Genomic DNA, 11,906 nt, shown 5'->3' with positions numbered 1-11,906 from the left:
ACATCCTCACTGGAGAGCATGCGATCGAAATTACTCATCACGGGGCCGGTTCCTGGACAATGGTCGGGTTGGCGTATTCAGGTTTCAGGCGGCCATCGGGGCCAAGCAGCCATGCGTCCAGAACCTGGCGAACCACAGGCGCGGCGACCCCGGAACCGGACTCACCGTTCTCAACCATCACCGATACCACGATCTTGGGGTTTTCCGCCGGAGCGAAGCCGACAAACAGCGCGTGGTCGCGGTGACGTTCCTGCAGCTTGTTGCGGTCGTACTTCTCACCTTGCTTGATCGCTACCACCTGGGCGGTACCACTCTTGCCGGCAATCCGGTACTGCGCACCGATCGCAGCCTTGCGCGCAGTGCCTCGGGCACCGTGCATCACCTGCTCCATGCCGTGGGTGACCTTGTTCCAATCGGACTTGTCGCGCAGGACAATGTCTTCCATCGGGTTTTCATCCACAGGCGGCAAACCCTCGATGGTCTTGGCCAGGTGTGGACGGTGCCACTTGCCCTTGCTGGCGATCAGCGCAGTCGCCTGGGCCAATTGCAACGGAGTGGTCTGCATGTAGCCCTGGCCGATACCAAGAATCAGGGTTTCGCCCGGGAACCAGGCCTGACGACGGGTCGCACGCTTCCACTCGCGCGAAGGCATCAGCCCCGGTGATTCTTCGAACATGTCCAGCGAGACCTTCTGACCAATACCGAAGCGATTCATGTAGGCCGACAGGCGATCGATGCCCATCTTGTGCGCCAGGTCGTAGAAGTAGGTGTCGTTGGAGCGCATGATCGCGGTGTCGAGATCGACCCAGCCGTCACCGCTACGGTTCCAGTTACGATACTTGTGATCGTAATTGGGCAATTGGTAGTAGCCAGGGTCGAACACCCGGCTCGATGCTGTGACCACGCCGCTGTCGAGCCCGGCGATGGCCACTGCCGGCTTGATCGTCGAGCCCGGTGGATACAGTCCGCGCAGCACACGGTTGAACAGCGGTCGATCGATCGAGTCGCGCAGTTCGGCATAGGCCTTGAAGCTGATGCCAGTCACGAACAGGTTTGGATCGAAGCTTGGCTGGCTGACCATCGCCAGGACCTCACCGGTATTCGGATCGAGGGCCACGATGGCACCACGACGACCGGCCAGTGCAGCTTCGGCGGCTTCCTGCAACTTGATGTCCAGGCTCAGAACGATGTCTTTGCCAGGAATTGGGTCCGTGCGTTTGAGCACTCGCAACACGCGGCCGCGGGCGTTGGTTTCGACCTCTTCATAGCCGACCTGACCATGCAGCTCAGACTCGTAGAAGCGCTCCACCCCAGTCTTGCCGATGTGATGAGTGCCGCTGTAGTTGACCGGATCAAGGGTCTTGAGCTCTTTCTCGTTGATTCGCCCGACATAACCGACCGAGTGAGCGAAGTGCGCACCCTGAGGGTAATGCCGCACCAACTGGGCCACCACCTCAACCCCAGGCAGGCGGAACTGGTTGACCGCAATGCGGGCAATCTGCTCCTCGGTGAGTTCGAACAGGATAGGTACCGGCTCGAACGGCCGACGCCCCTGACGCATGCGCTTCTCGAAGAGGGCACGGTCGTCCGGGGTCAATTCCAGCACTTCGACAATCACATCGAGTACCTGCTGCCAATCGCCGGAACGCTCGCGGGTCATGCTCAAGCTGAAGCTTGGTCGGTTATCGGCGATGATCACCCCGTTACGGTCGAAAATCAGCCCGCGCGTGGGCGGAATCGGCTGCACATGCACCCGATTGTTTTCCGACAGGGTCGAGTGATACTCGTACTGGATGACCTGCAGGTAATACAGGCGAGCGATCAGTACGCAGATCAGCAGGACGATTGCCACGGCACCGACCACGACGCGACTGCGCACCATACGGGCGTCTTTCTCGTGATCCTTGAGGCGAATCGGCTGCGTCATTGAAAGGCTTACAGGTCTATTTGTGGTAAGGGTGCCCGGACAACACGGTCCAGGCGCGGTACAGCTGTTCGCCGATCAGTATCCTTACCAATGGGTGCGGCAGGGTCAGCGGCGACAGCGACCAGCGCTGTTCGGCCCGCGCACAGACTTCCGGCGCCAGCCCTTCCGGGCCACCGACCATAAAGTTCACCGTGCGTGAGTCCAGCCGCCAACGGTCGAGCTCGACCGCCAGTTGCTCGGTACTCCAGGGCTTGCCATGGACCTCCAGGGTGACAATCCGTTCCCCTGGCTGGACCTTGGCGAGCATAGCCTCACCCTCCTGACGAATCAGGCGAGCGACATCGGCATTTTTGCCCCGGGTATTGAGCGCAATTTCCACCAGCTCAAGCGAAAGCTCCGAGGGCAGGCGCTTGGCATATTCATGCCAACCGTCCTCGACCCACTTGGGCATGCGCGAGCCGACCGCGATAAGTCGCAGACGCACGAGCCTTCCTTATTCCCGGTCTTTGAGATTGTCGGAGTAGGCGTGGGTGTTTTCCGGGCTGTGGTGCTTGCCATCGGCGGCGCGGCTTTGTTCGGCACCCATCCACAGACGCTCAAGGTCATAGAACTGACGGGCAGCGGCAGTCATCATGTGCACGATAACGTCGTTGAGGTCGAGTAGAACCCAGTCGCTGTCGCCCTTGCCTTCTTCGCCCAGCGGCTGGACGCCCTTGGCCTTGACCTGCTCGCGGACCTTTTCCAGCATCGCCGAGATCTGGCGGTTGGAGGTACCAGTAGCAATGATCATGTAGTCGGTCAGGCTGTGCTTGTCACGCACGTCGATAACCTGAACATCCTGGGCCTTCACATCTTCCAGGGCGGCCTTGGTCAGTTCGACCAGTTCTTCGGCACTTACGGCGCTGTGTTTTTGCTTGGTCATATAAAACTCTTTCAACTCAATAGTGTGAGGCGCTTCGCAGCACCTTCAGTTCGGCGCACGGTACAGGTTGTGCGCATCGATGTAGGCCAGTACTGCGTCCGGCACCAGAAACCGCACCGACTTGCCGCTGGCCAGCAGCTGTCGGATCTGCGTGGCTGACACCGCAAGCGGCGTCTGCCAGACGAATGCAATATTTCCCGCAGGCCCAACCAGGGCCTGCGGATCACTGACTGAGCGTGCGGCCAACAGGTTGCGCAGGGCATCCGGTGGCTCGACGTCGGCATCCGGGCGTTGCAGTACCAGGATGTGACAGTGTTGCAGCAATTCTTCCCAACGATGCCAACTGGGCAGGCCGCAAAATGCATCCCAACCCAGTAGCAGAAACAGTTGATCCGTAGCGGCCAGTTCAGCACGCATCAGCTCGAGTGTCTCGATGGTATACGACGGCGTGTCGCGCGCCAGTTCGCGTGCATCCACCGACAATGTCGGCACGCCTTTCACCGCACAGCGGACCATAGCCAAACGGTCCTGCGCCGATACCTGCGGCGTGTTGCGGTGCGGCGGGCGGGCATTGGGCATCAGCCGCAGCTCGTCCAGCGCCAGTCCTTCGGCCACCTCAAGCGCACTGCGCAGGTGACCGATGTGCACCGGGTCGAATGTCCCGCCGAGCACGCCAATGCGCCGGGCGGTCGACATCGTCATGACTGGGGCGAGCGGTTTGCGCTCAGCCAAGTCAGATCGACTCCTGTCCACGCAGTTGACCGTCTCCGATCACTACGTATTTTTCGCAAGTCAGGCCTTCCAGGCCGACCGGGCCGCGAGCATGCAGTTTATCGGTGGAAATACCGATCTCTGCGCCCAGGCCGTACTCGAAACCGTCTGCAAAGCAGGTTGGGGTGTTGATCATTACCGAAGACGAATCGACCTCGGCAGTGAAACGCCGGGCCTGCCCCTGGTGTTCGGTAACGATGGAATCGGTGTGGTGCGATCCGTAGCGGTTGATGTGCTCGATCGCCTGGTCCAGGCCGTCTACTACGCGGATCGACAAGATCGCGGCGAGGTATTCAGTGTTCCAGTCTTCTTCAGTGGCCGGCAGCGCTTCGATGATTTCGCGCGTGCGCTCGCAACCGCGAAGTTCGACGCCTTTTTCCCGAAATTGACTCGCCATTTCCGGCAAAAAGTTCGCGGCGACACGCTGATCGACCAGCAAGGTTTCCATCGCACCGCAAATACCATAACGGTAGGTCTTGGCGTTGAAAGCGATGCGCCGGGCCTTGTCCAGCTCGGCATGTTCGGCGACGTAGACGTGGCAGATACCGTCCAGATGCTTGATTACCGGCACACGCGCGTCACGGCTGACCCGCTCGATCAGGCCTTTGCCGCCTCGCGGTACGATCACATCGATGTACTCAGGCATGCTGATCAGCGCACCTACTGCTTCACGGTCGGTAGTTTCTACCACCTGCACAACCGCTGCGGGCAGGCCGGCTTCGGCCAGGCCGCGCTGGATGCAGGCAGCAATGGCACGGTTGGAATGAATCGCTTCGGAACCGCCGCGCAGAATAGTGGCATTGCCCGACTTCAAGCACAGGCTGGCCGCATCGATGGTCACATTTGGCCGTGATTCGTAGATGATCCCGATCACCCCCAGCGGTACGCGCATCTTGCCGACCTGGATACCCGATGGCCGGTAGCTCATGTCACGAATAGCACCGACTGGATCTGGAAGACTTGCAACCTGACGCAAGCCGACGATCATGCTGTCGATACGCGCAGGGGTGAGCGCCAGGCGCTCGAGCATGGCAGCTTCCAAACCGTTGGCGCGACCAGCGGCCAGATCCAGTTCGTTGGCAGCGGACAATTCGTCGCGAGCAGCGTCCAGCGCATTGGCAGCGGCCTGCAAGGCGCGATTTTTCTGCGCGGTGCTGGCACGGCCAATGACGCGAGAAGCCTCGCGGGCAGCGCGACCCAGGCGGGTCATGTAGTCAAGAACGGACTCAGTCATGGGCTCAGTGGTCTTGGCGAAGGGGAAAATCGGCTGAGTATAACTGTCACGCCGCCTGACGCCCAGCGGTGACAGGCGGATGGTCGAAAACACTTATACAAAACCTGTAGAAGCCAGCCTGCCCCTGAGATCACTCCGAGGGGTCAGACGTACGAGCGCTGCGCAGTTGATCGCGGGGCAAGCCCGCTCCAAGCCGGGAAGAAATTGCTATTATCGGCCCCTGACTACTGCGAAACCGCCAGCATGCCTGACTCCGCCCCCTGCCCGCCCCGGGCCTTGCCCGACAGCTTCTTCGACCGCGACCCGCAGGATTTGGCCAAGGCGCTGCTGGGCAAGGTTATCCGCCACCGTCATGGCCCTTACTGGCTGTCGGCGCGAATCATTGAAACCGAGGCCTACTACCTCAGCGACAAAGGCAGCCACGCCTCGCTTGGCTACACCGAGAAGCGCAAGGCACTGTTCCTCAATGGCGGGCACATCTACATGTACTATGCCCGCGGCGGTGACTCGCTGAACTTCAGCGCTCACGGGCCCGGCAATGCTGTGTTGATCAAATCAGCCTTTCCATTTGTCGACGCCATCTCCGACGACAACAGCCTGGCACAAATGCAACTGAACAACCCCGACGCCAGCGGTGAGCCCCGCCCAGTCGAACGCCTGTGCGCCGGGCAGACCCTGTTGTGCAAGGCTCTGGGCCTGAAGGTACCGAACTGGGATGCCAAACGCTTCGATCCTGAACAGCTGTTCGTCGAAGACTGCGGTATCAATGTGAAACACATTATCCAGACAACCCGCCTAGGCATTCCCACGGGCCGCGATGAACATCTGCTGTTTCGTTTCGTCGACGCCGACTTTGCCCGCCAGTGCACACGGAACCCGCTGCGTCGGGGGCAAGTCGAAGGCCGGGACTATTTTTTACTGACACAAGGAAACTGACACGATGGGCCAATGGCTCGACAGCCTTACCGGTTGGCTAGGCGCCAACCCGCAATGGCTTGGATTGGCGATTTTTCTGGTGGCCTGCGTGGAGTGCCTGGCCATTGCCGGCATCATCGTGCCCGGCACGGTGTTGCTGTTCGCTGTGGCTGTATTGGCCGGCAGTGGCGCCCTGTCGCTAGGCGAAACCCTGCTGCTGGGATTCTTTGGCGGCCTGCTGGGTGACGCCATTTCCTACACGCTGGGGCGCAAGTTTCATCAGAACATCCGCCGACTGCCGCTACTGCGCCATCACCCGGAATGGATCGGCGGCGCTGAAAGCTACTTCCAGCGCTATGGCATCGCCAGCTTGTTGGTTGGTCGCTTTATCGGACCGCTACGACCCATGCTGCCGATGGTCGCCGGCATGTTCGACATGCCCCTGCCACGCTTTATTGCCGTCAGTCTGCTAGCCGGCGCCGGCTGGTCGGTGGCCTACCTGCTACCTGGCTGGGCGACAGGCGCGGCGATGCGCTTGCCACTGCCTGAAGGCTTCTGGCTCGATGCCGGGATGATTTCCGCCGGCCTGGCGTTGCTGCTGGGTGTGAGTATCAACTGCAGTTTGCGCAGCATGCGCTACGGCACCCGGGTAATTGCCGGGCTGAGCCTGGCGGCACTGGCAGCCTTGTTTCTCGGTTGGCCGTACCTGCACGAATTCGACCAGGGCCTGATGACACTGATCCAGGAGCATCGCAGCACCTTCCTCGACGGCAGCGTGGTACTGATTACGCGCATGGGCGATTTTCGCACCCAGTTCATTCTTGGCGGGCTGTTGACCGGGCTGTTGCTGTTGGCACGGCAATGGCGACCGGCGATTTTTGCCGGCGCTACGCTGATAGGTACGGCGCTGGCCAATGGCAGCTTGAAATGGCTGTTTGCCCGCGCCCGCCCAGAGGTTCTGAGCGATCCGCTGACAACCTACAGCATGCCCAGTGGCCACAGCTCGGCAGCCTTTGCATTCTTTCTGGTACTGGCGGTACTGGCAGGGCGCGGCCAACCGGCGCGCATGCGCCTGACCTGGATTTTGCTCGGCTGCCTGCCAGCATTGGCGATTGCGCTTTCGAGGGTGTATCTGGGTGCGCATTGGCCAACCGATATTCTCGCTGGCGCCATGCTTGCCTGCTGCATCTGCGCTACCAGCCTGACCCTGATCCAGCGTCGCGAGCCCCTCACCGCCCTGCCACTGAAGGTCTGGTGGCTGATTCTGCCGGCGTGTGTCGCCTTACTGGCGTTCTTCAGTCTGCATTCGCTGCCACATGCCCTGCTGCGTTACCAATACTGACGAATCAGGCGAACAGTTCACCTTGTAGTCGATCAAGCAATGCCTGGATGGCGTCCAGGCGTTGCTGCGGGGAATCGATCTCGAGCAGTTCGAGTTTGTCTTCCTCGACAAAGGGCAGCAAATAGGCCAGCTGGTTGGCCAATGCCTGCTGACCGGCGACCGTCACCGGCATGCCCAAGGCCTCGACCATGGGGTGCTCACCCAAGGCTTGCAGCAGTGCGAGCAGATCGTGGTGATCATCTTCCAGGGGACTGTCCTCCTGCTCTGGCAGCCAGGACACATCGGCCATCAACAGTTGGTCCTTCTGTACCTCGAACGGCCCCACGCGAAAACGTCGGGTGCCCTCGACCCGAATGCCGAGCAAGCCGTTGTCCTGCTGCTGGAAATCGCGAATAACCGCCTCACAGCCGACCTGCGAAAAGCCTGTGGGCGCGGTGCCAACCTGCTGACCCTCGAGAATGCACACCACCCCGAAGCCGCCACCCTGCTTCATGATGCGGCCGATCATGTCGAGATAGCGTGCTTCAAAGATCTGTAAATCAAGGAAGCATCCCGGGAACAGCACGGTATTTAGCGGAAACAGGGGTAACGTCATTGCAAGTCCTCAAGCTACCAGGCTGACTGCCAACGGCAGGAACACCGCGGTGGCAACCCCCATCAGGCTCATCGCCAGTGCCGCAAAGGCACCACATTCATCACTTTCCTGCAGGGCCACCGAAGTGCCCACTGCATGAGCGGTGACACCCAACGCCATACCCCGCGCTTCGGGACTGTGCACGCCACATCGTGACAACAGGCCTGGGCCGAAGATAGCGCCGATAACACCGGTAATCAGCACGAACACCGCCGCCAAAGCCGCCACGCCGCCGATCTGCTCAGCCACCAGCATGGCAATTGGCGAGGTGACCGACTTGGGTGCCATGGTCATCAGGATCATGTGCTCGGCGCCAAACCACCAGCCGAGCAAAACGCAAGCGCCCGTGGCCACCACCCCTCCGATTACCAGCGTAGTAAAGGTAGGCCAGAACAGCTGACGAATCCGCCGCAGATTGAGATACAGCGGCACGGCCAGCGCAACGGTCGCAGGACCGAGGAGAATGCTCATGATCTCGGTACTTTTTCGATACTCATTGTAAGAAAGGCCACAAACGAGCAGTACGCCAATGACTACAAGCATCGAGACCAACACCGGCTGCAAGAAGATCCAGCGGGTTTTCTCATAGGCTGCCAACACCAGTTGGTACGCCCCGAGGGTAATACCGATGCCGAACAGTGGGTGGTGAATAACAGCGTTGACGGCGCCGCTCCAGTCCAGGCTCATGGCTGCCCCTCACGCTTGCCCTGACGGGCAATAAGCTTTTGCATCAGCACGCCGACAAAGGCCAGGGTAATCAAGGCAGACAGCACCAGTGCGCCGACAATGGCCCAGAAGTCCGCGGCGATGTCCGCGGCATACACCATCACGCCCACCGCTGGCGGCACCAGCAGCAATGGCAGGTAGCGCAGCAAGCTGTTGGCCGCCTCGCTCAGGGGCGCACCAACTTCACCGCGCATCATCAGAAACACCAGTAGCAGCAAAAGACCGATGATCGGCCCAGGCAAAATGGGCACAAACAAATGGTTGATCGCCGTTCCCACCAACTGAAACAGCACCAGCCAGGTCAAACCACGCAACAGCATAACTTTCTCCTTCGGGCCTGGCGGCCATTATAAGCACGCTAACGAGCTGCCTATGTCCTGATATTCGTCAAAACATAGCGACTTGACCGCTATGTTCAGGCGTGATGATCTTAGACTTTTGAATCTGCCAAAGTCATAAGAAAACCAACAACAATCTGGAGAGTCACGATGCCCCATGTACCTGTTGCAGAGCTTTCGCAGTACGTTGGTAAGGAACTGGGACGTTCCGAATGGCTGACCATCGATCAAGACCGCATCAACCTGTTCGCCGAAGCCACCGGCGACTTTCAGTTCATCCACGTAGACCCCGAGAAGGCAGCGAAAACGCCATTTGGCAGCACTATCGCCCACGGTTTTCTCACCCTGTCGCTGATCCCCAAACTGATGGAAGGCATTCTTGTGCTTCCTGAGGGCCTGAAAATGGTGGTCAACTATGGCCTCGACAGCGTGCGTTTCATCCAGCCCGTGAAAGTAAACAGCAATGTAAGGCTGAAGGTCGACCTGGCCGAGGCCATCGAAAAGAAGCCCGGCCAATGGTTGCTGAAGATTACCGCAACCCTGGAAATCGAAGGCCAGGAAAAGCCCGCCTATATCGCCGAACCGTTGACGCTCTGCTTCGTCTGAAGCTGCCTTATGCTGAAACAGCTCTGTGGCTGTTTCAGCCAGCACATTGTGCGGCATACTCGGGGCCTTACTCGTCCGGACCCCGTCATGCGCCCACTCGTTCCGCTTGCCCTGATCCTATTGCTCACTGCCTGTGGCGAAGGCGAGCCGCTGCTCCCACCCGACGCCCGGTTGCCCGATGGCGGGCGCTATCGCGGGCAAATGGTCGATGGCCTGCTTCAGGGCGAGGGCCGCATCGATTACCCCAACGGCAGTTGGTATGCGGGTAATTTCAAGGCTGGCCAATGGCATGGCCAGGGTGAGTGGCACGGCAGCAATGGCGAGGTTTACCGCGGCCAGTTCCAGCAAGGTCTGTTCCACGGCCAAGGCACTCTGAAAACCACGGGAAGCAGCTACACCGGCGGTTTCAAGATGGGGCGTCGCGATGGCGAAGGCACCCTCAAAGAAAACGGCCTGCTGTATCGCGGCCAATTCAAGGACGATCAATACAATGGCGCCGGACAGCTTGAGCTGGCCGACGGCAGCCAGTACCAGGGCCTGTTCGCCCACGGCAAACCCAATGGCGAGGGCATTCGCAGCGACATCAGCGGCAACCAGTTCAGCGGTCACTTCAAGGACGGCCTGCTCGAAGGCAGCGGAACCTTCAATAGCGCCGAAGGCGACCAGTACATCGGGGCCTTTCGCGACAACCACCTGGAAGGACGTGGCCGTTATGAAAGTACTGACGGTGACGTCTGGATCGGCCAGTTCAAGGACGGTACCCTCAATGGCAAGGGCGAGTTGATCGGCGCCGACGGCAGCCATTACAAGGGCGGCTTCGACGACTGGCGCTTCTCGGGCCAGGGACGCTTGCAACTGGCCGACGGTAGCCAGTATGTCGGGGCTTTCGAAAACGATACTTATCACGGTCATGGCCGCCTGACCTCAGCCGATGGCAGCAGCCAAAGTGGCTACTGGATCAACGGCCAACGCGTACGTGACGAACAGGGCCGGCTGCTTCCCGACCCACTGGAGCTGGCGTTACTCAATCAAGGTCACTTGCTGGAACAGGCACTGACCAAGGTGCCCGCCTCGACGCCTGAGATCGAGCTGTACAGCCTGGCTTTGGCCGGTGACGGCAAGCAAAGCGTGTTTCTGCGAGAAGCCAATTATGTCAGCGCGCTGCTGAAAAGCCGTTTTGGCGCAGTGGGCCAGATAAACCTGCTCAACCACCGCGATCATCTCGATGACAAGCCGCTGGCTACCCGTGAGAATCTTGCCCGAGCGGCACGCACGCTGGCCGAGCGAACCGGCCCTGAAGACCTGGTATTTATCTACCTGACCAGCCATGGCAGCCCTGACCACGAACTGGTACTCGACATCCCACGTCTGCAATTGGCCGACCTGCCGGCCGACGCGCTCGCCAATTCGCTGGCGCCACTGAAGGATCGCGACAAGATCATCGTGATCTCCGCCTGCTACTCCGGTGGATACATCGATTCGCTCAAAGATAGCAAGACGCTGATCATGACGGCATCGCGCGCCGACCGCGTGTCCTTTGGCTGTTCTGAAGAAGCCGACTTCACCTATTTCGGCGACGCGCTGTTCGCCCAGGCCCTGAACCAGACAGACGATCTGCGCCAGGCCTTTGAACTGGCCAAGGCCAGCGTTGCCGAACGTGAGGCAGCGGAAGGTTTTGACCCTTCCGAACCGCAAATCTGGGCGCCCAGCGAGGTGCTCGAACACTGGCAACGGCTGCGCCAGCAACAGGCGCGCAAGGCGTTGCAAAGCAATGCAGGCAAAGAGACAGTGCATGCAAAAAGTGTCAGCAACCACTAAGCTGACTGTATCAAGGGAGAGACATCATGTACTTGACGCCTCAGCACATTCTGCTTGCCGGAGCCACCGGACTTACCGGTGAACATTTACTCGACCGGTTGCTCAACGAGCCTACCGTCAGCCGCGTGCTGGCCCCTACACGGCGCCCCCTGGCCGAACACCCGCACCTGGAAAACCCGGTCGGCGATCCTGCCATTTTCTTGCCGCAGCTGGCCGGTCGCGTCGATATCGCCTTTTGCTGCCTGGGAACCACGATCAAGCAGGCAGGTTCGGAACCGGCCTTCCGTGCGGTCGACCTGGACATGGTGGTCGCCTTCGGCAAACGTGCTCGCGAAATGGGCGCCCGTCATCTGCTGGTGGTGAGCGCGCTGGGTGCTGACTCGAAATCCTCGGTGTTCTACAACCGGGTCAAGGGTGAGATGGAAGAAGCCCTGAAAGCGCAGGACTGGCCACAACTGACCATTGCCCGACCTTCGTTGCTGCTTGGCGACCGGGTAGAACCACGCCTGGCCGAGCGCGTGGCCGGCCCGTTGTCAAAACTGATTCCCGGCAAATACCGCGGCATCGAAGCCTGCCAACTGGCCCGGGCGCTGTGGCGCCTGGCGTTGGAAGAGCAAGATGGAATTCGCGTTGTCGAATCGGACGAGCTGCGTAAGCTCGGGAAATAATTGCG

Annotated in this window: 13 protein-coding genes; 5 read left to right on the top strand and 8 right to left on the bottom strand. The window is 60.1% G+C overall.

The window, feature by feature from the left end:
* Window positions 1–37: 37 nt before the first annotated feature.
* From mrdA to H8F21_RS10980, 5 genes are read right to left on the bottom strand one after another with little or no spacing between them, the layout of a single operon-like run.
* Window positions 38–1,927, bottom strand: coding sequence for a penicillin-binding protein 2 (gene mrdA / locus H8F21_RS11000; protein ID WP_203479788.1), 1,890 nt, complete (start codon window positions 1,925–1,927; stop codon window positions 38–40).
* 16 nt (window positions 1,928–1,943) lie between these two features.
* Window positions 1,944–2,411: a 23S rRNA (pseudouridine(1915)-N(3))-methyltransferase RlmH gene (rlmH, locus tag H8F21_RS10995; protein ID WP_136474330.1), complete on the bottom strand. Its 468-nt coding sequence runs from the start codon at window positions 2,409–2,411 to the stop codon at window positions 1,944–1,946.
* A 9-nt stretch (window positions 2,412–2,420) separates the two neighbouring features.
* A complete protein-coding gene (rsfS, locus tag H8F21_RS10990; protein ID WP_203479787.1) occupies window positions 2,421–2,849 on the bottom strand; it encodes a ribosome silencing factor in 429 nt (142 codons plus the stop codon).
* Window positions 2,850–2,894: 45 nt separating this feature from the next.
* Window positions 2,895–3,551 carry a nicotinate-nucleotide adenylyltransferase gene (gene nadD, locus H8F21_RS10985; RefSeq protein ID WP_408004473.1) on the bottom strand — a complete coding sequence of 219 codons (657 nt, stop codon included), beginning with the start codon at window positions 3,549–3,551 and terminating at the stop codon, window positions 2,895–2,897.
* Between the two features lie 31 nt (window positions 3,552–3,582).
* Window positions 3,583–4,854, bottom strand: a complete 1,272-nt coding sequence (locus H8F21_RS10980; protein ID WP_203479786.1) for a glutamate-5-semialdehyde dehydrogenase — start codon at window positions 4,852–4,854, stop codon at window positions 3,583–3,585.
* A gap of 243 nt (window positions 4,855–5,097) precedes the next feature.
* Between H8F21_RS10980 and H8F21_RS10975 the strand changes: the two genes are divergently transcribed.
* Together H8F21_RS10975 and H8F21_RS10970 are read left to right on the top strand one after the other, a co-directional pair.
* Window positions 5,098–5,790 (top strand): DNA-3-methyladenine glycosylase, encoded by a 693-nt coding sequence (locus H8F21_RS10975; protein WP_203479785.1) that lies wholly within the window; start codon window positions 5,098–5,100, stop codon window positions 5,788–5,790.
* A 4-nt stretch (window positions 5,791–5,794) separates the two neighbouring features.
* On the top strand, window positions 5,795–7,111 hold the full coding sequence (locus H8F21_RS10970; RefSeq protein WP_203479784.1) for a bifunctional DedA family/phosphatase PAP2 family protein: 1,317 nt from the start codon (window positions 5,795–5,797) through the stop codon (window positions 7,109–7,111).
* Window positions 7,112–7,115: 4 nt separating this feature from the next.
* Here the strand turns inward: H8F21_RS10970 and H8F21_RS10965 are convergent, their stop codons facing one another.
* The 3 genes from H8F21_RS10965 to H8F21_RS10955 are packed head-to-tail and all read right to left on the bottom strand — an operon-like array spanning window position 7,116 to window position 8,791.
* Entirely contained in the window at window positions 7,116–7,706 is a 591-nt protein-coding gene (locus H8F21_RS10965; protein WP_203479783.1) for an LON peptidase substrate-binding domain-containing protein, read from the bottom strand.
* Window positions 7,707–7,715: 9 nt separating this feature from the next.
* Window positions 7,716–8,432: an LrgB family protein gene (locus H8F21_RS10960; RefSeq protein WP_408004471.1), complete on the bottom strand. Its 717-nt coding sequence runs from the start codon at window positions 8,430–8,432 to the stop codon at window positions 7,716–7,718.
* The gene (locus H8F21_RS10955) at window positions 8,429–8,791 is read right to left on the bottom strand and encodes a CidA/LrgA family protein (RefSeq protein WP_136474324.1); all 363 of its coding nucleotides are present in this window, start codon (window positions 8,789–8,791) and stop codon (window positions 8,429–8,431) included. The genes H8F21_RS10960 and H8F21_RS10955 overlap by 4 nt, the downstream gene beginning before the upstream one ends.
* A 168-nt stretch (window positions 8,792–8,959) precedes the next feature.
* Between H8F21_RS10955 and H8F21_RS10950 the strand changes: the two genes are divergently transcribed.
* The 3 genes from H8F21_RS10950 (at window position 8,960) to H8F21_RS10940 (ending at window position 11,901) form a co-directional block, all read left to right on the top strand.
* Window positions 8,960–9,415: a MaoC family dehydratase gene (locus H8F21_RS10950; RefSeq protein ID WP_203479781.1), complete on the top strand. Its 456-nt coding sequence runs from the start codon at window positions 8,960–8,962 to the stop codon at window positions 9,413–9,415.
* Window positions 9,416–9,502: 87 nt separating this feature from the next.
* Window positions 9,503–11,233: a C13 family peptidase gene (locus H8F21_RS10945; RefSeq protein ID WP_203479780.1), complete on the top strand. Its 1,731-nt coding sequence runs from the start codon at window positions 9,503–9,505 to the stop codon at window positions 11,231–11,233.
* 26 nt (window positions 11,234–11,259) lie between these two features.
* Complete coding sequence (locus tag H8F21_RS10940) at window positions 11,260–11,901, top strand: oxidoreductase (protein ID WP_203479779.1); 642 nt, start codon at window positions 11,260–11,262, stop codon at window positions 11,899–11,901.
* Window positions 11,902–11,906 lie beyond the last annotated feature (5 nt).

The organism is Pseudomonas arcuscaelestis (assembly GCF_016881005.1).
GTDB lineage: Bacteria > Pseudomonadota > Gammaproteobacteria > Pseudomonadales > Pseudomonadaceae > Aquipseudomonas > Aquipseudomonas arcuscaelestis.
The sequence above is the reverse complement of the archived record's forward strand: the minus strand, read 5'-3'. Positions and strand labels throughout refer to the sequence as shown.